This window comes from Carnobacterium alterfunditum DSM 5972 (assembly GCF_000744115.1).
Lineage (GTDB): Bacteria > Bacillota > Bacilli > Lactobacillales > Carnobacteriaceae > Carnobacterium_B > Carnobacterium_B alterfunditum.
This window is the reverse complement of record NZ_JQLG01000004.1, coordinates 1095153-1117843: the sequence shown is the minus strand read 5'-3', so window position 1 is coordinate 1117843 and position 22691 is coordinate 1095153. Positions and strand designations below refer to the sequence as shown.

The following is a 22691-nucleotide window of genomic DNA, read 5'->3' as shown; positions in this document are numbered from 1 at the left end:
AGAGACCTTATGCAATACCTGATAAAAATTGTTCCCTGTAATGAACAGGGGGCAATTTTTTTAGGTTCCATTGCCCACGTTCATTATTATAATAGTCAATGTAATCACTCACAGTTGCTCGCAATTCTTCTAGGTTCGTACAATTTTCATAGTTCATTTCATCCTTCAAATGTCCGAAGAATGACTCTTGGGGAGCGTTGTCCCAACAGTTACCTCTTCTGGACATGGACTGCCCTAAATGATTCTCTATCAACTTCTTATGAAATTTAGGGCTAGTGTAATGTACGCCTTGATCTGAATGGATAAAAGCATCTTTATGTAACGTTGCACCGTGGGCGCTCATTAAAGAATCTACGGTGTTTAGCGAAATATCAAGTTTTAGATTATCAGATACATAATGAGCTAAAATTTCTTTCGTCGTACCATCTTTAATGGTTGATAAATAACCCAGGAAACCATCAGCTCCAGGCAGGTAAGTAATATCTGTTAATAGAACTTTGTGGGCTATCCCTTGATCAAATTGACGTTCCAGCTGGTTTTCAACAGTGCGATGTTCTTTGGTAGCTTTTGCCATTCTTTTATAGGGATTCGCTTTACGAATGGGGCAGAAAATATTAAATTTCCTCATCAAACGCTGTACCTTTTTACGATTGACTGTGATACCCAGAATATTCTTGAAATACATGACAATGCTTCGAGAGCCTTTCTCGTAACCACGATAACTATAAGCTTTTTCAATTTTGGTTCTCCAAGCCTGATCTTCCTCATCTCGTGCATTCCTAGTGTCTGAACTCTTCAAATAATTGTAGTAACCGGAACGGGAAACCTCCAACACATCACATGCATCTACAATCGTTCCTGTGTAGGAACCATCTTTTTTCATTTTATGGATTTTTGCGAAGATTTCGCTAGTCTTTTCGTTTTTTTCTAGCCTCCTTTCGCTCCATTCTGATTTTTTTAACAATTCATTTTCTTGTTCTAACAATGAAATTTTGGCTTGTAACTTTTCAATTTGTTGCTCAGGTGTTAGTTCTGTCTTTCGAACTCCGCCTGAATGGCCCTGTCGAGTGTCTTTCAACGCCAAAACGCCATTATCCCGATATCTTTTTCGCCATTTCTTAGAGAATGCTTTTATCCTGCTTTCACCAAGCATTTCCAAATCAAATCCTGCTTCAAAAAATAGTTGTTTAGCCGTTTTTGAGTCCAACGATTCTGAAACAAAATGGCGTTTGAATTCATCGGAATAAGTAATGCTTTTTTCAGATACATTTTTTACATATGGGTTTGTCTTTAAAAATTGGATTTGTTTTGGTGTAAATGTTAACTTTGACATTTAGCAGCTCCTTTCTGCACGTAGTGCATTCATTGTGGAATACGGTTTTAATGGACTGAATAATCTTAAATCAACCATACTTATATTTTTCTATATAAGTATACAAAAATAGACCTTATAGAGGGCACTTTTTTTAGTGTCCATTCTATAGGGTCCATTTTAATAGAACCTGAGCGTTTTTTTTGTTTGCTATTTTGGGCGTAAGTATTGTTTTTCTAGTAGGAGAATGGCTTAATCCATTGCCGAACTCTTTTTTAGAGCGAATTCCTACGTCTGGCAAAGTCAACAAAACGAAAACGATCCAAGCGGTGACGAGATTCTGTATGCTGAAACAGAGTCGTATCTTCTAAATAGACATCACTTCTTACAACCACAACATGCGTATCATCTTCTAAGTCCATCAAGCGTTTATCTTCTTCTGTAATTGGATCTACCGTTATCTCTTTTTGAGCATAACTGATCGTTAATCCGAGCGTATGTTCAATGTAATGATACAATGAATCCTCAGCTGCATCGGTTGGAATAGTTGGAACGATAGAAGTGAGCAGATAATCTTTATCTATAATGACTACTTCGCCATTTACTTTTCTTAAGCGTTCAAGATATAAAATAGGAGTATCCAAAGGAAGCTTTAAATGATTAGCTAAGTCTTCAGAAATTGGCTGTAAGCCATTGTGGACGACGATGGTTTGACTATTCATTTGTTGCGCATCTTGAAGTTCTTTGTAGCTGGTTAAGCCAGAGACAGGGAAATCAAAGCGTTTAACATCTAAAACAACGGAGCCTTTCCCTTGTATCTTTTGAATGTACCCTTTTTCTAAAAGCAAATTCAGCGCTTTTCGAATTGTTTCACGGGAAACATTATATGTTTTTACCAGTTCATTTTCGCTAGGCAAGAGATCACCGGAAATAAAACTTTGATTTAAAATAGCTGCTTCAAGATCTAAAAAAATTTTATTGAACTTACTCATATATATTCCTCACATTCCGATCCTTAACTTACATTTTAGCATAATCCAGTAGGAAAAACTTGCAAATAAAAGTTGTTTTTAAAATTAGCTAGTGTAGTATTGTAAGCATATAAAAAACGAAAATTTTATAAAATATGAGGAGGTATTTAAATTGGGAGATATAAAAACTTCAGCATTAGAAAAGAAAATAAAAGTAGCAGCTAAAAAAATACCAGCAGATTTAGTCGTTAAAAATGGAACGATCGTAAACGTATTTACAGGAGAACTAATGAGCGGCGATATCGCCATTACAGAAGGCACGATCGTTGGGATCGGTTCGTACGATGGAATTAAAATAATTGATGCTCGAAATAAAATCATTGTCCCAGGTTTTATTGATGGACATGTGCATATTGAAAGCTCTTTGCTGACACCTAAAGAATTTTCGAAAGTTGTAATGCAGCATGGCGTGACAAGCGTGATCACCGACCCACATGAAATTGCGAACGTAGCTGGAGCGGATGGTATTCAATTTATGATTGAAGAATCCAAAAACTTACCAATAGATATCTATGTTATGTTATCATCTTGTGTCCCAGCGACAAAGTTTGAGAATAATGGAGCACTATTAAATGCTAAACAACTTGAACCGTTCTTATCCGAACCAGAAGTATTAGGTTTAGCGGAAGTAATGGATTTTGCATCTGTAAAAAAAGGCGACAGTATTATGATGGATAAGCTTGCAATGGTTCAAGAAATAGACGGCTTTATTGATGGGCATGCTGCCGGTCTGACAAGAGAAGAATTGAATATTTATTTAGCAGCTGGAATTCGAACCGATCATGAAAGCATCAATGCTCAAGAAGCAAAAGACCGCTTAGACTTGGGAATGTATTTAATGATCAGAGAGGGTACTGTAGCTAAAGATCAGAGAGGGTACTGTAGCTAAAGATCTAACAGCCTTATTACCTGCAGTGACGGTAAAAAATGCTAGAAGGTGTTTATTTGTGACAGACGATAAATTGATCGACGACTTATTAGAAGAAGGCAGCATTGATCATATTGTACGATTAGCCATTCAAAAAGGGTTAGATCCTATAACAGCTATCCAAATGGGGACTTTTAATCCAGCGGAATGTTTTAATCTTACTCATTTAGGCGCAATTGCTGCAGGCTATCAAGCCGATTTTTTAATTTTAGATGATTTAGAAACAATTGCGATTGATCAAGTATATAAAAAAGGCGTTTGTATTTCTGATAATGGAAAATTAAACACTTCGTTATTTGAATTGAGCTCGGAGAAAAAACGCAAAGGCGCAGAATTAGCAAAAATCAATGCGCAAGAACTGACAACAGAAGCACTAGCGATCCCTTTGACAGATCCTACATGCAACATCATCGGAATTATCCCAAATAGTCTGGTCACAAATCATTTAAAGGAAAACGTAACCGTTGAAAAAGGGTTTTTTGTACCTTCAACTAAAAAAGATCAGTTGAAAATAGCCGTTATTGAACGGCATAAAGGAACAGATCATATTGGATTAGGAATCGTAAAAGGCTTTCGTTTGAAAAAAGGTGCAATTGCTACGACCGTAGCTCATGATTCACATAATATAGTAGCAGTAGGCACTTCTGATCAGGAGATATTAAAAGCAGTTGAACAAGTAATTAAAACTAACGGAGGTTTAGCGGTTGTAGCAGGTGAGCAAGTCTTAGCTTCGCTAGCATTACCTGTAGCAGGGTTGATGACAGAATCGGGGTATCTGGAAGTCGATCAAACTTTGAAAGAATTAGATAAGGCCGCCACAATGATTGGAGAAACCGTGAACTTTAATCCGTTTTTGACCTTATCCTTTTTGACGCTCCCGGTCATTCCAAAATTAAAATTAACTGACTTGGGATTATTTGATTTTGAAAGTTCTTCTCACATACCAATTCAAGTCATAAAAGAGCAATAAAAAATCCACCTAAAAGAATGTTATCTTTTAGGTGGATTTTTTTATTAACTATTCGAAATCGGGGGAAGTGAATAAGTTAGGTTTATTTTTAAGTTTATTAGTTTAAAATTTGAACGTCCATTGTTTGTCTACCAAAATTAGTAGCTTGAGTTAAATCAGTGATGTGGACATCGATACGATTGCCGTTAATAGCACTACCAGTGTCTCCAGCAGTAAATGTACCGTATCCTGGAACATAAACAGTTGAACCTAGAGGAATAACGCTTGGGTCAACAGCGATAACATTTGGATTTTCATTCAAATTGATCCCAGTTGCAGTAGTATCGCTTAATTCTGGTTGATTCGTTGAATAAGCTGTTGCTTCAACAGTAACGGTTTGACCAGAAGTTGCAGAGGCTGTTTCAGCTTGTGGTGTTTGTGTTTCTGTTGCTGCAGGTTCAGTAACGGCTTCTTCAACCACTACAGGTTCTTCAGCAGGTGCTTCTTCAACAACCGGTGCTTCTTCAACAACGGGTGCTTTTTCGGCAACAGGTTCAACTTCTACAACTTCTTTAGGTTCGCTAACGTTGTAGCTCTTAGTATCTTCAGTTGTTTCAACCGTAACAGTTGAGCGGTCAGCAGATAAAGAAATAGTATTGCCGCTATAAATAGCATTGGCATTATTAATATCATTTACATCTACTAAAGAATCAATAGATAAATCAGTTGCTAAAGCTACTGATGATAATGTATCGCCCCATTGGATAGTGTATTCTGTGCTGCCATCTTCAGTATTTTTAAGGTCTTGTTTGATTTCGTCTGCAGTACGAGCTTCCCAAGTGCTAGAAGTATATTCAGCAGCTGATGCTTCTGTTGGATTTGAAACAGCCATGATACCTGTTAAAGCTAAAGTTGCACTTGCGATAAAAAATTTCGATTTAAAGTTTTTCATTTTTTTTGATCTCCTTTTATTTTGCCAAGAATAGTGTTCCGCCTACAAGTTATAAGGTAAGAGAAGTTGACTGTGGATTCTGAGCGACATTGTTTATTTTGAGCTATAAGCTCAATGTAAATGAAGGTCTTTCTCCTTCAACAAATGCTATCCTACCACGGTAAAAAAAAAAGAAAAGTCCTTTCAGCCATTCGTCATGGTTTCTTATTGGTTCTGTATTAATTGAATAGTTTCTTTACTAAATGAATACAAAAAGTAAGTTTCTACGTAAAATATGACTTAATTCGTAATCTGACTAAGCAAATCATATGCTGGAAACCAAAAAAAAATTCTCCTTTAGGTTCTATATTTAAAATGGTAAAATTCTTAAAATAGCGTGTTTACAGTAATTGGAGGGTCGAAATGACAAAAGAGAGTTACGATAAAATCAATGCCATTAAATGGATCGGAATTATTACAATGACGATCGATCACATCGGCTATTACTTGTTTCCTGAACTCATATGGCTTCGTATCATAGGAAGAATCGCGTTTCCGTGTTTTTTATATACAACAGTTCAAGGGACTAGAAACACCAGTAATTTTAAAAAATACTTTTTTCAATTGATCGGCGTAGGCATTTTAACGATCCCTATAAGTCTTTATTCTGGAACCGTGTTTAATATCTTGTTTACATTAGCTCTGGTAGCACTCTCTATTAAAGATAAGCGATTTATTATTCTAGCATTAGTACTAAGTTATTTTTGTGAATATGGAATATATGGTTTTTTATTGGGTTGGGCTATTTATTGTATGGTGTTTATTCATGAGTTGCTTGGAGTAATTCTCTTTTTGACAGTACATATTCTTGTCTGGCCATCTGTCCAAATTTTTGCTTGTTTTGCTATTTTTCTACTATTAATAGACACCTATAAAGCGACTAAAAAAATACCTAAAATTATTGGTTACCTTTATTATCCATTGCATCAATTAATTTTGTTAGCTATTAAATTTAATTTATAAGTAAGGAGTGTAGGCTATGAAAGCAAAGCAAATGTGGCAGGAATTTATTTCGGCACATCCAGAGTATCAGGATAAAACATACCAAGCTTGGAGTTATGGAGTCGAACCAGATGAGTTAGCGCGATTAACTGTTGAACAAATAAAAACAGCCACAGCTTCTTCCTATGAAGAATATGCGCTCGAGAATGAAGCGTTACCTGAGGCAGGAGAGCTAAACATGATACTTGATGCTAGTGAGAAAGCAGTCTGCATAACAAAGACGATTAAAGTGTCTGTCATTCCTTTTTTAGAGGTATCTAAAGAACACGCTTTTAAAGAAGGCGAGGGCGATCGGTCATTGCATTACTGGCGAGAAGTCCACAAAACTTTTTTTGAAAATTCTTATAAAAAAAATAGTTTAGTCTTTCATGACAATATTCTGATAGTATGCGAAGAGTTTGAAGTCATTTATAAATGAAGTTGGATCGTTTAACAAATGGTCTTGGTATTTTAAAAGAAATTTCTTCTGGAATAACGGGTTTGCTTGTGGAGAGCCAAGAAAACGTCTAAAGCGGCAACGCTGTGTAATTCACATTGAATCCTTTACATGGCTATAAGCAAACTCTATTCCTCCATGAATTTTGGGTAAGTAATGTTATTAGATTAAGTCTATCAACACCAAAAATTATACAGCCTAAAATTAGTGGTATACTAAAAAGCGGAACGGTCATCAATTAGGAACAAGTTGAAAGGGTGCATAGTTATGATTATTAGAGAGCGTGAAGCTGATTTTGTAATGATTGAACAAAAGAACCATGCTCAATTCGCTGGAGACGTTATGGCTCAATGGGAAACAAGCTTATTTAAAGGGGAACGGTTAAGAAAATCGGTCGATTATGCTATCCTTATGCATGACTATGGATGGGAAAATCTTGATAAAAGCCCTTTTTGGAATGATAAAAAACAAGCTCCTTATTCGCTTTTCGATTTCCCGAAAGCGCCAAAAACAATTTTTTATACTTACGGTATTGATGAAGTTGAAAAGGTTGATCCTTATGCCGCATTACTTTGCAGCAGACATTACAGTCAGTTCTTTTTAAAAGATACCTTAAAAGAATCGCAGGTTTTTCTTGAACGAGAAGAAGAGAGAAAGAAACGGATCATTGCTGATTTAGGTGAATTTGATCAACAACTATTTGATTTTCACTATGCCTTGTTGGCGTTAGGAGATACTTTGTCTGTATTCGCTTGTATAAACGAACCGGGTGCTACAGAAGAAACCATTCATCCATTCTTTAAAAAAGGACTTACCTTAACTGCTGAACTTGGATTGAAAGCAACAACTATGAGGCCAAGCTGGAGTGATGAACATACGATCGTATTGGATGTGTTCCCTTTTGAAAAAACAATCAATAGTAGAGTGATTCAAAAAGTTGTTTCAAAAGCAGCGATTCAAGAAAAAGGGCTCTTAGATAGTTACAAAGAAACGGAATACGAAGAAGTAAGCATTAGGGTCAGATCGAACGAAGGATAAGTCAAAACGGCTGAGATGATTATAAATAAAAATCAGCTGAAGTTATTGACAAATAGTTAGAGAACTTGTATAGTCTTAACGGAACAACAAAACGATTAAAAAAACCACTAAAAATCAAATAAACTTATCTGAATGATAAAAGTAGTCAAAGTGCTTTCCATTCCTTTTGTAAAAAACAAAGGGGTGGAGTGGGCACTTTTTTCGTGCAAAAAAATAGAAGGAGTGAGAGAGCTTGACATTAGAATTTGAAACCATTGCAGCGATTTCAACGCCTCCAGGTGAAGGAGCAATAGGAATAGTAAGATTGAGTGGGGAGCAAGCAATTGAAATTGCAGATCGCGTATATAAATCTGGTTCAAAATCGCTAGCTGAACAGAAGAGTCATACTATCCACTATGGTCACATCGAGAACCCTAAAACAAACGAAACAATTGATGAAGTAATGGTATCCGTTATGCGTGAACCCAAAACATTTACTAGAGAAGATGTCGTTGAAATCAATTGTCATGGCGGTATTACCTCGGTCAATCAAGTCTTGCAATGTGTTTTGCAAAATGGAGCCCGCTTAGCTGAACCCGGTGAATTCACAAAACGAGCCTTTTTGAATGGGCGAATTGATTTGTCTCAAGCAGAAGCAGTAATGGATCTGATCCGCGCTAAAACAGATAGAGCCATGCATGTTGCATTAAAACAACTGGATGGAAACTTGTCTCATTTGATCCGCAATTTGCGTATGGATATACTGGATACATTAGCTCAAGTAGAAGTAAATATCGATTACCCTGAATACGACGATGTTGAAGAAATGACTTCAAAATTATTAATTGAAAAAGCTAAACTAGTTAAAGCTTCGATCCAACAATTGCTTGCAACTGCCAGTCAAGGAAAGATTTTAAGAGAAGGACTAGCGACAGCAATCATCGGACGACCAAATGTTGGAAAATCAAGCTTATTGAATTATCTGCTAGATGAAGAAAAAGCTATCGTTACAGATATTGCTGGTACCACACGAGATGTTATTGAAGAATACATCAGCGTTCGAGGTGTACCATTGAAACTGATCGATACAGCTGGAATTCGTGAAACAGAAGACATTATTGAACGTATTGGCGTAGAACGAAGCCGCCAAGCCTTAAGTGATGCGGATTTAGTTTTGTTAGTATTTAATCAAAGCGAACCTTTAACAATAGAAGATAAAGCTTTAATTGAAGCAACAAATCAACACCGTCGCATTGTCATTTTAAATAAGATGGATTTGCCAAATAAATTGGATTTAACTGAATTAGAAACAGTAGTAGAGCCAGAAAGTATCGTGAAGACCTCTATTTTATCCAAATCAGGTATAGATATTTTAGAAAAGAAAATAGCAGATCTTTTTTTCACTGGTCAAACAGGCGAAAGAGATGCAACTTATGTATCTAATGTACGTCATATCGCATTGTTAAATGATGCAGAAGCTGCATTAGACGAAGTTATCAGCGGAGTAGAAGCGGGAATGCCAGTTGATCTCGTTCAAATCGACATGACACGTTGTTGGGATCTATTAGGCGAAATCACCGGAGACAGCGTCCAAGACGAACTACTGACCCAACTATTCAGCCAATTCTGCTTAGGAAAATAGAATGCTGAACTTCCCGTTTGGACACGCAGCTCAACCAATAAGATATGAGAAAATTTGATATTTATAAAAAAACTGAAGTACAGAAAAGAAGGGATTGTTTAAATGAATCATTACGAAGCTGGAAATTTTGACGTAATCGTTGTTGGTGCAGGACATGCTGGTTCAGAAGCCGCATTAGCAGCAGCAAGAATGGGAAGCAAAACACTTTTGATCACCATCAATCTAGATATGGTCGCTTTCATGCCGTGTAACCCATCAATTGGAGGACCCGCTAAAGGAGTCGTGGTCAGAGAAATTGATGCTCTTGGTGGTGAAATGGGCCGCAATATTGACAAAACATATATACAAATGAGAATGTTGAACACTGGTAAAGGACCGGCTGTTCGAGCTTTACGCGCACAAGCAGATAAATTTATGTATGCAAATGAAATGAAGAAAACAATTGAAGAAACCAAAAATCTTGTTTTAAGACAAGGTATCGCTGACGAATTAATTATTGAAGAAGGTATATGCAAAGGAATCATCACAAATACTGGTGCTATCTATCGTTCTAAGACGGTTATTTTAACAGCGGGAACGTCTTCTCGTGGTCAAATCATTATTGGAGAACTAAAATATTCTTCAGGTCCAAACAATTCGCAACCGTCTATTAAACTATCAGAAAGTTTACTGGAAAATGGATTCGAATTGAAACGTTTTAAAACCGGAACGCCTCCTAGAGTTAAATCATCAACCATCGATTATAGTTTAACAGAAGAACAACCTGGTGATAAAAAAGCGAATCATTTTAGTTATGAAACGCCAAATAGTGTTTACTTAAAAGATCAATTATCTTGTTGGTTAACATATACGAATGAAGAAACTCACCAAAAAATCCAAGAAAACTTACACCGTGCACCAATGTTTACAGGAATCGTTGAAGGGGTAGGTGCACGTTACTGCCCATCAATTGAAGATAAAGTTGTTCGTTTTAGCGATAAACCAAGACATCAATTATTTTTGGAACCAGAAGGACGCAATACAGAAGAAGTATACGTCCAAGGCTTGTCAACATCTCTTCCAGAAGATGTTCAACAAGATATTATACACTCAATCGAAGGGTTGGAAAACGCAGAAATGATGCGTACCGGTTATGCAATTGAATATGATGTGGTCACACCTCATCAATTGCGCCCTTCTTTAGAAACAAAAGTAGTTGAAAATCTATTCACTGCTGGCCAAATGAACGGAACTTCTGGCTATGAAGAGGCAGCAGGTCAAGGAATCATGGCTGGTATCAATGCAGCACTTAAAGTCCAAGGGAAAGAACCGTTTGTTATGAAGCGTAGTGAAGGCTATATCGGAGTGATGATCGATGATTTAGTGACTAAAGGAACAAATGAACCTTACCGTTTGTTAACGTCTCGTGCAGAATACCGCCTACTGTTACGTCATGATAATGCTGATTTTAGACTGACTAAAATAGGTCATGAAATAGGCTTGATTTCAAAAGAACGCTATGACACGTTTTTAATCAAAAAAGCTCAAGTTGAAGGAGAACTAGAACGTTTAGGTTCTATCCGTTTGAAACCAACTGCAGAAATCCAATCTTATTTAACTGAAAAAAATCAAGCACCACTAAAAGATGGAATTTTGGCAAAAGACTTTTTGCGCCGACCAGAAGTTGCTTATCAAGATCTTTTGGCATTTGTCCCACGTGATTATGAACTTCCAGCAACTGTCGAAGAACAGGTAGAAATTCAAGTTAAATACGAAGGATACATCGCTAAAGCTTCTCAAAAAGTAGATAAGTTAAAACGAATGGAAAATAAACGTATACCAGAAAATATCGATTATGCTTCTATTAACGGGATAGCTACTGAAGCGAAAGAAAAGTTGATTAAAATCCAACCTGAAACCATTGCTCAAGCTAGCCGTATTAGTGGTGTGAACCCAGCGGACATTTCAATTTTAATGGTTTATGTAGAACAAGGAAAAATTGCAAAAGTATCCGTATTAGAATAACAACTATAAAAAAAGGGATGTAAAAGGCTAGGACATAAGTCCTAGCCTCTTTGCCTATCCAACTTTTGATTCTAAAGATACTTCTAAAAGGTGCATCATCGGTAGAAAATGAGATGCAATTGACTATAATACCTTTACCTCTTTTTATTAAAAAATATACGTAAAATTAGTTTGATCACTTACCTGGAATTTCTGTCGGAATAGGGGATGCTTGTAGCCGTGTAAAGAATTCAATGTGAATTACACAGCGTTAGCGCTTCAGCGATTACGGTATGTTTGAAGCTTGAAAGCCGGAAGACTTTCTTTTCGGCTTCAGGCGCTTCCATGGCTCTCCACAAGCAAACCTGTTATTCCAGCAGAAATTTCTTTTAAAACACCAACACCATTTTTTAGGCAATTAATATATATAGAAAAAAAGAGTCTGTTTATCAGTTTCCTGATCTAAAATGGACCCTATAGAATGGACACCAAAAAAAGGTGCTCTCTATAGGGTCTATTTTTGTATACTGATATAAAGAAGAATAGGTTAATACTTGCACTTCGTGCAGAAAGGAGCGGATAAATGTCAAAATTAACATTTACACCAGAACAAATTCAAATTTTAAAAGCAAACCCATACGTTAAAAATGTATCGGAGAAAAGTATTACTTATTCCGATGAGTTTAAACGCTACTTTGTTTCAGAATCATTGGGTTCAAAAACGGCTAAGCAACTATTTATTGAAGCTGGATTTGATCCGGAAATGATTGGTAAAAGTAGGATAAGATCATTCGCTGGTAAATGGCGAAAAAGATACCGTGATAATGGTGTTTTGGCATTGAAAGATACACGACAAGATTGTTCAGGCAGACCTCGAAAAACACCATTAACACTTGAACAACAAATTGAAAAGTTACAGGCCAAAATCCTATTATTAGGACAAGAAAATGACTTGTTAAAAAAATCAGAATGGAGCGAAAGGAGGCCAGAAAACAGCGAAAAGATTAGCAGAATCTTTTCAAGGATCCATGAAATGAAAACCAAGGGTTCCTATACAGGAACCCTCATAGATGCCTGTAAAGCGTTGGGTGTTTCTCGTTCAGGTTACTACAATTATGTTAAAAGTTTAGACAGTAGAAATGCACGTGATGAGGAAGATCAAGTCTGGAGAACTCAAATTGAAGAAGCTTATAACTACCGTGGTTACGAGAAAGGTTCTCGAAGTATCGTAATGTACTTCCTAAACGTTCTGGGCATTACCGTCAATCGTAAAAAAGTACAGCGCCTGATGAGGAAATTTAATATCTTCTGTCCTATTCGTAAAGCAAACCCCTATAAAAGAATGGCAAAAGCCACCAAAGAACACAGCACTGTTGAGAACAAGTTGAAACGTCAGTTTGATCAAGGAATAGCCCATAAAGTTTTATTAACAGATATCACTTATTTACCTGGAACCGGCGGGTTTATAGGTTATTTATCAACTGTAAAAGATGGAACAACGAAAGAAATTCTAGCTCACTATGTGTCTGACAGTTTAAAACTTGATCTTTCATTAACAACGGTTGATTTATTAATGAGTGCCCATAGCACAACGCTACATAAAGATGCCTTTATCCATTCAGATCAGGGAGTCCATTACACCAGCCCTAAATTCCATAAGAAATTGGCTGATAATCAGTTAGGGCAATCCATGTCCAGAAGAGGGAACTGTTGGGATAACGCTCCACAAGAGTCGTTCTTTGGACATTTGAAAGATGAAATAGAGTATAAAGATTGTGGGAATTTGGAAGAACTTCGAGCAATTGTGACTGATTATATGGACTATTACAACAATGAACGTGGACAATGGAATCTGAAAAAACTGCCCCCTGTTCATTACAGGGAGCAGCTTTTATTGAGTGTTTCATGAGGTCTCTTTTTTAAAATGTCCTTGACACAGGGTCCATTTCAATTAAACAGACTCTTTCTCTTATACTCAGTTAGTTATATCCTAGCCTCAAACGGCCTTTTTCACTTATATATCATCAAATTTGGTGTTCTTTTAATAATTTTCGAACGGCACTAGCTTTCTTTAAATCACAAGTAATAATCAAATGATCTCCAACATGAATAAAAGTTTGTCCATGAGGGACGATATGTTCATTTCCTCTACGCATGGAAGATATGATAACTTCTTCAGGCCAGTCTATTTCTTGTATCGACTTGCCAGATAAAAGACTGTTAGGTTCAACGGTATGCACAAAGGAGTATGGCTTGCTAATAATAACATTGTTATCAGCAGGAAGCAGCTTTTCCAATAAACTTTCGTAGATAGGTTTAACGTCTAAGATGTCTGCTGTTATATAGGCTGTCAAGGAAACAACAGCTAAGGGCATTAATTGATTCAAACCGCCAACCATTTCAGTAACTAATAAAATAGCGGTTAAGGGTGCTTTTCCGATAGCAGTAAAATAACCAGCCATAGCAAATAAAATAAAATGGGTTAAATACTGAGGGTCCATTTGGAAATAAGTGATCATGAACTGGGCAAATAGAGCACCAAGTAAGGCTCCTAAAGATAGAATAGGTAAGAAAATACCTCCTGGAACACTGGCGCCATAAGATACCATAGAAAAAATAAAGCGGAAAATAAATAATCCAACTAAAACAGCTAGCGATAAATTCCACTCAGTAAACTGCACGACGATCCCACTTCCACCACCAATTATTTCTGGTAGGTAGTAACCAATCGGGATTACTAATAGAAGCGGAATGACTGAATTAAAGTGCACCGGTATAAAGGAAAACAATTGATAAAATTTAGGAAGGACATCCAATAAAACTTTATTGTAAAACCAGCCCCCTATCCCTAAAAAAATCCCTAATAATGGCAAGTAGATATAATACTGTATCGGAAGAGATGTTATGGCTCCGATATCCAATACCGGAGCCAAACCAAAAATGGTCAAAGAAACGAAATTGGCTGTAATAGCTGAAGCAAATGTCGTTATAGCAACTAAGGGAGAGAAATTGTGATGGACTTCTTCCAAAACAAACAACAGTCCTGCTATGGGTGCATTAAAAGCAGCTGCTAAACCAGCACCAGCTCCACTCGATAGTAAGACGTTTTCTTCTATTTCATCGCCTTTGGTTAATTTGCTGACACCTGATCCAATTGAAGCTCCTAGTTGAATAGAAGGACCTTCTCTTCCGAGGAAAAGTCCAAATCCAATGGCTAACAGCCCACTAACGAACTTTTTCCATAGAATAGACCACCAAGAAGTATGGACGACGCCTTGAACTTGACCTTCTACTTGTGGAATACCGCTTCCTTTAATGTTTGGTTCGCTTTTTATAAATAAACCAATAATAATAGCAACACCAATAGAAACAAAGACCCATGGAATCAACCATAAAGGTTCTGAATGGAAAAATTTGTACAGATGAATAATATTTTCTAGAATAATTTCTACACCTAAACGAAACAAACTAACAATTACTCCAGTTAACATCCCTACTAAAATTCCTTTAGTGATGTAACGAATTTGTCGATCATTAAGTTTAGTCAATAAACTGCTCATAACTCAATCTTCCTTTTTTAAAAATATTTTAAGCTTCTATTCTCCATAGTACTCCTTTTAGCGGTAAGGATACAGGATAATTTTTAAAACAGCAAAAAGTACTTTACTTTAATAGCGCAAGTAGCTTATACTAAAAAGCAGATAGAATCAACTATAAAAGGTTTCTTAGCTCAGTTGGGAGAGCACTACCTCGACAAGGTAGGGGTCGCTGGTTCGAGCCCAGTAGAGACCATCACGAATAAGTTTATGAACGTTGACCAACCTCAACTTTTATAAGCTTATTTTTTATTTTTTTTTTAATTTAACTAGTTTAGATAGTGTGAAAAACGCTTTAAAGTATTGCACTTCTAGTTGATTTGTTATACAGTTGAAAAAGACGGATTTGTGAAACAAAAAAGTGTTTCACGTTAGTAAAAGGAGTTGAGTTAATGAACCCAGAAGAGTTTAAAAAGGCCCTTGAAGGCAAGGGGATAATGGTTACTGAGAAACAAATGGAACAATTTGATCAATACCTTAAACTGCTACAAGAATGGAATGAAAAAATTAATTTAACCGCAATCACTCAAACAGAAGAAGTATACTTAAAACATTTTTATGATTCTATTACAGCTGGTTTATATGTGGATTTTAACAAAGGGGTCCAAAGCTTATGTGATGTAGGTGCAGGTGCCGGGTTTCCAAGCATCCCCCTAAAAATTATTTTTCCACAATTAGAAGTAACAATAGTAGATTCATTGAATAAAAGAATTCAATTTCTAACATTATTAGCAAAAACGTTAGAATTAGACGGTGTTCATTTCTATCATGACCGTGCCGAAACATTTGGTCAAAATAAACAATTTCGTGAATCATTTGATTTTGTAACAGCTAGAGCTGTTGCTCGTATGAGTGTTTTAGCGGAATTATGTTTGCCGTTAGTTAAAAAAGAAGGACTCTTTATCGCTTTAAAAGCCAGTAATACAAAAGAAGAGATGGCTGAAGGTCAAAAAGCCATTGCTACGCTAGGTGGAAAGTTTCGTGAAGAGTTTGTTTTTGAACTTCCACATGAAGCAGGAGGACGACATGTTGTTTTAATTGATAAAAAGAAAGAAACACCAAAGAAATTCCCAAGAAAACCAGGAACACCAAATAAGAATCCATTGTAGTGAAGACCACTACTTATCAGACTATTCCTATTCGGATTCAACTACTCAATAAGAACGTTTTTTGATATAATAGGATCAGAGAACAGAAGTGACTGAGGGAGAGAAAAAGAATGGCGTTGTCTAATTTATTTGGTTCAGGAAAATCTAAAAAGAAAATCGAAAATGAAGAGGATCTTCAATCAGAGGAATTAAAAAACCCAAAACAGGTCCAACAAATTGCTGTCCAACAGATTGTTCCAAATCGTTTTCAGCCAAGAAAAGTATTTAACGCAGAAAAATTAGATGAGCTAGCTCGTACGATCCATATTCACGGATTGATCCAGCCCATCATCCTTAGAAGATATGAAGCAGATAAATATGAAATTATTGCTGGAGAACGTCGCTTTCGTGCTATGCAGCTTTTGGGATGGCAAGAAGTACCAGCCATTGTTCAAGAGATGTCAGATAACGAGACGGCTTCTGTCGCATTAATTGAAAACTTGCAAAGGGAAGAATTGACGGCTATTGAAGAAGCTGAAGCCTATAAAGGTTTGATGGCTTTAAATGAGATGACGCAAGAAGCATTAGCGCAACGCATTGGGAAAAGTCAATCTTTCATTGCAAATAAACTGCGGTTATTAAAGTTAGCAGAACCTATAAAGCAGGCATTATTGAATAAAAAAGTGACAGAAAGACATGGCCGTAGTTTATTAGCATTATCTTTTGAAGAACAAAATGAATTATTAAAGGTGATTCTTGAAAAGAAATTAACTGTTAAAGAGACAGAACAGTTAGTCAAGTTAAAGCAAGCTGAAAGAGAGAAGAATTCGAATCAGCCAAAGAACCGCATAAAAAGAATTTCCAAAGATTTTCGGTTAGCAGTAAATACGATCCATAAATCGGTTGATTTGATTAAAGAAACGGGTATTACCTTGCAAGCAAAAGAGGAAAACCTGGAAGATGTTTATCGTATTACTATTGAGATCAAGAAAGAAAAATAAATAAATAAAGAGCGATAAATGAAGACATTCATTTTGAACAAATGCGTAGGAGAAAAATACGCATATTATAATTTTTCTCCTATTTTTGTGTGATGTGGTTAAATCAGTGGTAAATAGTTACTAGAGGATATTGAACACAGATGGAGGAAAAAGGATGGCACGAATTATATCAGTTGCAAACCAAAAAGGCGGAGTTGGGAAAACAACGACAACAGTCAACTTAGGTGCTTGCTTAGCTTATTTTGGAAAGAAAATTTTATTAGTTGACATTGATGCACAAGGAAATGCAACAAGTGGTTTGGGCGTAAGAAAGTCAGATGTTGAAAAAGATATTTATGATATTTTAGTAAACGAAACACCCGTTAAAGAGGTTGTTTTGCCTTCTTCGAGAGAAAACTTGTGGGTCGTGCCGGCCACGATTCAATTAGCAGGTGCAGAAATTGAGTTAACTTCACAAATGGCTAGGGAATCCAGATTAAAACAAGCACTGGAAAAAGTGAAAGATGATTATGATTACATCCTAATTGACTGCCCCCCATCATTAGGCCATTTGACGATCAATGCCTTTACAGCAAGTGATTCTATTTTAATTCCTGTTCAATGCGAATATTATGCTTTAGAAGGATTAAGTCAATTGCTGAATACGGTCCGACTGGTCCAAAAACATTTTAATCCCGAATTAAAAATTGAGGGTGTTTTATTGACTATGTTAGATGCGCGTACAAATTTAGGTTATGAAGTTGTCGATGAAGTGAAAAAATACTTCCGCGAAAGAGTTTATAAAACGATTATTCCACGGAATATCCGTTTATCTGAAGCCCCAAGTCATGGGCTGTCGATAATTGATTATGATGCGCGTTCTAGAGGAGCAGAAGTCTATCTTGAATTAGCAAAGGAAGTGCTAGCAAATGGTTAACAAAAATAGTAAAGGGTTAGGAAGAGGGATCGATGCTCTTTTTGGCGACTATGCTGAACTGTCAAATATCAATGCAACGAATGAACAAGTTCAACAAATCCTGTTAACGGATATCAGACCCAATCCTTATCAACCAAGAAAAACATTCGATGAAGCAGCCTTAAATGAACTAGCAGAATCAATCAAATTATCAGGTGTCTTTCAACCTATTATTCTTCGCGAGTCAAAGATCAAAGGCTATGAGATCATAGCTGGAGAACGTCGCTTTAGAGCATCTAAATTAGCAGGCAAAGAAACAATACCAGCTATCATCCGTGAATTTGATGAAGAAAAGATGATGGAAGTTGCTGTTTTAGAAAATTTGCAAAGAGAAGATCTAACCTCACTTGAAGAAGCTGAAGCATATGAAATGATGATGAAAAAGCTAAAACTAACGCAAGAAGAAGTAGCAATACGTTTAGGTAAAAGCCGACCATATATCGCCAATTATTTGCGTTTATTAGGATTGCCCGATGCCGTTAAGGAAATGCTGCAAAATGAAGACATCTCAATGGGACAAGCAAGAACATTGCTTGGACTAAAAGAAAAAAAACAAATCACAAAATTAGCTAAACGAGTGGTCCGAGATCATTTGACCGTTCGTCAATTAGAGCAATTAGTGAATAAGATGAACCAACCTAAAGAGGCAGCAGCAGAAGCAACTAAAAATGATAAAAAGCCTTATTACATCCGTGAGAGTGAAGAACGGCTAATGGATAAATTTGGTACAAGTGTTTCTATCAACGAAAAAAATCAAAAAGGTAAAATTGAGATCGAGTATCTTTCGACAGATGACTTAACACGCATTTTAGATATTCTAAATATTCAATTTGATGATGAATAAACGCTTATAGGGAGATTAATGATGGAAAAAAATTACGATTTAAATGATATTGTTGAAATGAAAAAACCTCATCCTTGTGGGGCAAACCGTTGGCAAATCATTAGAATGGGTATGGATATCCGAATCAAATGTACGCAATGCGGCCATATGGTCATGATGCCAAGAAGAGATTTTGAAAAGAAAATGAAAAAAGTTTTAGAAAAAGCAGTAGAAAACTAAAAACAAAAATTATTAAAAAAGGAAGAGTGAATTTAGATATGGCATTAACAGCAGGAATCGTAGGTTTACCAAATGTAGGTAAATCAACTTTATTTAACGCAATTACAAAAGCAGGAGCAGAAGCAGCTAATTATCCATTTGCAACAATTGATCCTAATGTAGGAGTTGTAGAGGTCCCTGATCACCGTTTAAAACGCTTAGAAGAATTGGTTTCACCAAAGAGAACTCTTCCAACTACTTTTGAATTTACCGATATTGCCGGAATCGTAAAAGGGGCAAGTAAAGGTGAAGGGCTTGGAAATAAATTCTTAGCTAATATTCGTCAAGTAGATGCTATTTGCCACGTTGTTCGTTGTTTTGAAGACGATAATATCATCCACGTTGAAGGCAAAGTCGATCCGATTTCAGATATTGAAACAATTAATTTAGAATTAGTACTAGCTGATTTAGAGTCTGTTGAAAAACGCTATGCTCGTGTATCAAAAGTTGCGCGTACAAAAGATAAAGAAGCAGTTGCTGAGTTAGCCGTGTTGGATAAGATCAAACCGGTTTTAGAAGAGGGAAAATCAGCTCGTTCGATCGAATTTAATGAAGATGAAGAAAAAATCGTTAGAAGCTTATTTTTATTAACGGCAAAACCGGTTTTGTATGTAGCAAATGTTTCTGAAGATCAAGTAGCGGATACTGAAAATGATGATTTAGTCAATCAAGTACGAAAATTTGCAGCTGAAGAAAAAGCAGAAGTAAATGTGATTTGTGCGAGGATCGAAGAAGAAATCGCCGAACTTGAAGATGAAGAAAAAGAATTATTTTTAGAAGAGTTAGGCATTAAAGAATCTGGTTTAGATCAATTGATCCGTTCAGCATATAACCTTTTAGGGTTAGGTACGTACTTTACTGCCGGTGTTCAAGAAGTTCGTGCATGGACCTTTAAAAAAGGGATGAAAGCTCCTCAAGCGGCAGGAGTTATCCATAGTGATTTTGAACGAGGATTCATTCGAGCAGAAACGATCGCTTATGAAGACTTTGATAAATATGGAAGTGAACAGGCCGCAAAAGAAGCAGGCCGTATGCGTTCTGAAGGAAAAGAGTACGTTGTCAATGATGGAGACGTACTATTATTTAGATTTAATGTATAAATAAAAAATTGACTAAGAAAGTTTAGCAAGGCCTAGAAAGGGGCATTTGATCCGTGGAAGAAGTACAAGGTAATACAACACAAGCAAAAAAAGAAGAGAATAACGCATTGCTTCAAAAATTGACCAAACGAAATGAACAATATATGTTGAGTTTGAATAAAGCTTTAGTTGAAAAAAATATGTCTGAAGCAAAAAAAGAAGAAATCTTTAATGACATGCTTCATAATTTAGTTGAACGTCAAAAAGCTGGCGAAACAGCTCGTCAATTATATGGGACAGTTACCGAATGTGCCAATCATTTAGTTGCTAAGCCTGAGCAATCTCAAGTAGGCCCTTCTAAGAATTGGAAAATCGCTTTAGATGGTGGTTTAATGATAGGTGGATTATTCTCTCTTATAACGGGTCTTTCAGGCCTATTCAGCAGTGTAGAGGAAGCATCATCTTCACTTGGACTAATTACTACTCTATTGAACTTTATTATGGGAGGATTAGTCATCCTGTTGATCGCTAAAAATATGCCGGATAGAAAAAACCCTAAAAAAGGTGGGATGGTCCGCTATATCCTGGTTTCAACTACAGGTATGTTAGCTCTAATGTTTGTGATGACAGGCTCGATGATGGTGATTCCAGCAGCAGTCAATGTGCCGATAAATGCCATCGGTAATATAGTGATCGGTATTTTAGCCTTCGTCGCAAAATATTTTGCAAAACGCAAATTAAACATCCGAGGCGGGTTATTCTAGATCCTAAAAAGTAACAAAGTGGATAACAAATGAGAGTTCCCATCAGCTAAATTTATTTAGTTGATGGGAACTTTTTCTCATCTTATCTTCATTATAGCGTGGTTTAGCTGCTAGTAGACAGGAAAAAAGGGGCTTAAGAAACAATTCGACCATTTGCTATTGACTATCTTTGATATCTCTGTTATTTTTGTAGATAAAATTATTGAACAAATCAATTGAAAAAAGGGGCGGATGGTTGTAATGTCTAACTGGGAAACAAAATTTGCGAAAAAAGGGTTTACTTTTGATGATGTGTTGTTAGTACCTGCTGAAAGCCATGTTTTACCAAATGAAGTGGATTTAAGTATTCAACTAGCCAAAAACATTAAATTAAATGTTCCAATAATGAGTGCTAGCATGGACACGGTGACAGACTCAAGAATGGCTATTGCAATGGCTCGTCAAGGTGGCCTAGGTGTTATTCATAAAAATATGACCGTGAAACAACAATCAGATGAAGTGAGAAAAGTAAAACGTTCTGAGAGTGGTGTTATTCTCGATCCTTTCTTTTTAACTCCCACCCATTCCGTTTCAGAAGCAGAACATTTGATGAACCGTTACCGTATCAGTGGTGTGCCGATCGTAAATAACATGGAAGACCGTATCTTAGTAGGAATTTTAACGAATCGCGACTTGCGTTTTGTAGCAGATTATTCGATTCAAATTGATGAAGTAATGACAAAGGACCAGTTAGTTACAGCTCCAACAGGAACTTCTTTGAAAGAAGCAGAGCAGATTTTGCAAAAACACAAAATTGAAAAATTACCAATCGTTGATCAAAATGGTCGTTTAAGCGGCTTGATAACGATCAAAGATATCGAAAAAATACTTGAATTTCCAAATGCTGCAAAAGACTCTCATGGCCGTTTATTGGTTGCAGCAGCAGTCGGTATAACGAGTGATACTTTTGAAAGAACACAATCTTTGATCGATTCAGGGGTCGATGCGATCATAGTAGATACTGCTCATGGTCATAGTGCAGGAGTGATCCGCAAAATCAAAGAAATTCGTGAAGAATTCCCGACTATCACTTTGATTGCAGGAAATGTAGCAACAGGTGAAGGGACTCGTGCATTATATGAAGTTGGAGTAGATGTAGTAAAAGTAGGGATTGGTCCTGGATCGATTTGTACAACACGTGTGGTCGCTGGAGTTGGGGTACCACAAATTACAGCTATTTATGATGCAGCAGCAGTGGCCCGTGAATATGGCCGTACAATCATTGCTGATGGTGGAATCAAATATTCAGGAGATATTGTAAAAGCATTAGCAGCTGGAGGACATGCTGTTATGTTAGGCAGCATGTTAGCTGGAACAGATGAGTCTCCAGGCGAGTTTGAACTTTTCCAAGGCCGTCGTTTCAAAACATATCGTGGAATGGGAAGCTTAGCTGCAATGGAAAAAGGTTCAAGTGACCGCTACTTCCAAGGTGCTGTAAATGAAGCGAACAAGCTAGTTCCAGAAGGTATCGAGGGACGCGTCGCTTATAAAGGTGCTGTTACTGATATCGTCTTCCAAATGCTTGGCGGATTGCGCTCAGGTATGGGATATGTTGGAGCAGGTAATCTAGAACAACTGCGTGAAGAGACACAATTTATCCAAATGAGTGGAGCAGGTTTACGCGAATCTCATCCACATGACGTACAAATCACAAATGAAGCACCAAATTACTCTGTCCAATAAAAATAAGGTCAAAAGTAGAAGCTTGATACTGTTCACATTGAACAGTATCAAGCTTTTTTTTAATAAATTCTTTAGTATTTTCTGATATGATGA

Annotated in this window: 18 protein-coding genes, 1 tRNA gene and 1 pseudogene; 16 read left to right on the top strand and 4 right to left on the bottom strand. The window is 36.6% G+C overall.

Annotated elements, in window-relative coordinates; all coding sequences use genetic code 11:
* Positions 1–7 precede the first annotated feature (7 nt).
* Both BR50_RS05760 and treR read right to left on the bottom strand, forming a co-directional pair.
* Positions 8–1333 (bottom strand): IS3 family transposase, encoded by a 1326-nt coding sequence (locus BR50_RS05760; RefSeq protein WP_034546509.1) that lies wholly within the window; start codon positions 1331–1333, stop codon positions 8–10.
* Between the two features lie 254 nt (positions 1334–1587).
* Complete coding sequence (gene treR, locus BR50_RS05755; RefSeq protein WP_034547047.1) at positions 1588–2304, bottom strand: trehalose operon repressor; 717 nt, start codon at positions 2302–2304, stop codon at positions 1588–1590.
* 151 nt (positions 2305–2455) lie between these two features.
* On the opposite strand from treR, the pseudogene ade reads away from it, so the two are divergent.
* Positions 2456–4241: pseudogene (gene ade / locus BR50_RS05750) on the top strand (adenine deaminase).
* 97 nt (positions 4242–4338) lie between these two features.
* Here the strand turns inward: ade and BR50_RS05745 are convergent.
* Positions 4339–5172, bottom strand: coding sequence for a 3D domain-containing protein (locus BR50_RS05745; protein WP_034547045.1), 834 nt, complete (start codon positions 5170–5172; stop codon positions 4339–4341).
* Between the two features lie 402 nt (positions 5173–5574).
* On the opposite strand from BR50_RS05745, the gene BR50_RS12425 reads away from it, so the two are divergent.
* From BR50_RS12425 to BR50_RS05715, 6 genes are all read left to right on the top strand, one after another.
* The gene (locus BR50_RS12425) at positions 5575–6174 is read left to right on the top strand and encodes a TraX family protein (RefSeq protein WP_051905755.1); all 600 of its coding nucleotides are present in this window, start codon (positions 5575–5577) and stop codon (positions 6172–6174) included.
* A 16-nt stretch (positions 6175–6190) separates the two neighbouring features.
* The gene (locus BR50_RS05735; RefSeq protein WP_034547043.1) at positions 6191–6631 is read left to right on the top strand and encodes an ASCH domain-containing protein; all 441 of its coding nucleotides are present in this window, start codon (positions 6191–6193) and stop codon (positions 6629–6631) included.
* Between the two features lie 285 nt (positions 6632–6916).
* Positions 6917–7687: a DUF3891 family protein gene (locus BR50_RS05730; protein WP_034547041.1), complete on the top strand. Its 771-nt coding sequence runs from the start codon at positions 6917–6919 to the stop codon at positions 7685–7687.
* 232 nt (positions 7688–7919) lie between these two features.
* Positions 7920–9308, top strand: coding sequence for a tRNA uridine-5-carboxymethylaminomethyl(34) synthesis GTPase MnmE (gene mnmE / locus BR50_RS05725; RefSeq protein WP_034547039.1), 1389 nt, complete (start codon positions 7920–7922; stop codon positions 9306–9308).
* Between the two features lie 102 nt (positions 9309–9410).
* Positions 9411–11312 (top strand): tRNA uridine-5-carboxymethylaminomethyl(34) synthesis enzyme MnmG, encoded by a 1902-nt coding sequence (gene mnmG, locus BR50_RS05720; protein WP_034547037.1) that lies wholly within the window; start codon positions 9411–9413, stop codon positions 11310–11312.
* Between the two features lie 562 nt (positions 11313–11874).
* Positions 11875–13200: an IS3 family transposase gene (locus tag BR50_RS05715; protein ID WP_034545653.1), complete on the top strand. Its 1326-nt coding sequence runs from the start codon at positions 11875–11877 to the stop codon at positions 13198–13200.
* Positions 13201–13315: 115 nt separating this feature from the next.
* Here BR50_RS05715 and BR50_RS05710 read toward each other — a convergent pair whose 3' ends face one another.
* On the bottom strand, positions 13316–14851 hold the full coding sequence (locus tag BR50_RS05710; RefSeq protein ID WP_034547035.1) for a ClC family H(+)/Cl(-) exchange transporter: 1536 nt from the start codon (positions 14849–14851) through the stop codon (positions 13316–13318).
* Positions 14852–15010: 159 nt separating this feature from the next.
* On the opposite strand from BR50_RS05710, the gene BR50_RS05705 reads away from it, so the two are divergent.
* From BR50_RS05705 to guaB, 9 genes are all read left to right on the top strand, one after another.
* Positions 15011–15083 (top strand) — tRNA-Val (locus BR50_RS05705).
* Between the two features lie 196 nt (positions 15084–15279).
* Positions 15280–15996: a 16S rRNA (guanine(527)-N(7))-methyltransferase RsmG gene (gene rsmG, locus BR50_RS05700; protein ID WP_034547033.1), complete on the top strand. Its 717-nt coding sequence runs from the start codon at positions 15280–15282 to the stop codon at positions 15994–15996.
* Between the two features lie 110 nt (positions 15997–16106).
* Complete coding sequence (gene noc, locus BR50_RS05695) at positions 16107–16976, top strand: nucleoid occlusion protein (RefSeq protein ID WP_034547031.1); 870 nt, start codon at positions 16107–16109, stop codon at positions 16974–16976.
* A gap of 154 nt (positions 16977–17130) precedes the next feature.
* Positions 17131–17892: a ParA family protein gene (locus BR50_RS05690; protein ID WP_034547029.1), complete on the top strand. Its 762-nt coding sequence runs from the start codon at positions 17131–17133 to the stop codon at positions 17890–17892.
* The gene (locus tag BR50_RS05685) at positions 17885–18775 is read left to right on the top strand and encodes a ParB/RepB/Spo0J family partition protein (protein ID WP_034547027.1); all 891 of its coding nucleotides are present in this window, start codon (positions 17885–17887) and stop codon (positions 18773–18775) included. Before BR50_RS05690 ends, BR50_RS05685 begins: the two co-directional genes overlap by 8 nt.
* A gap of 21 nt (positions 18776–18796) precedes the next feature.
* The gene (locus BR50_RS05680) at positions 18797–18994 is read left to right on the top strand and encodes a DUF951 domain-containing protein (RefSeq protein WP_034547025.1); all 198 of its coding nucleotides are present in this window, start codon (positions 18797–18799) and stop codon (positions 18992–18994) included.
* 38 nt (positions 18995–19032) lie between these two features.
* Positions 19033–20133: a redox-regulated ATPase YchF gene (gene ychF / locus BR50_RS05675; RefSeq protein ID WP_034547023.1), complete on the top strand. Its 1101-nt coding sequence runs from the start codon at positions 19033–19035 to the stop codon at positions 20131–20133.
* Positions 20134–20186: 53 nt separating this feature from the next.
* Positions 20187–20876: a DUF1129 domain-containing protein gene (locus BR50_RS05670; protein ID WP_034547021.1), complete on the top strand. Its 690-nt coding sequence runs from the start codon at positions 20187–20189 to the stop codon at positions 20874–20876.
* 240 nt (positions 20877–21116) lie between these two features.
* Positions 21117–22598, top strand: coding sequence for an IMP dehydrogenase (gene guaB / locus BR50_RS05665; protein WP_034547019.1), 1482 nt, complete (start codon positions 21117–21119; stop codon positions 22596–22598).
* Positions 22599–22691: the final 93 nt, after the last annotated feature.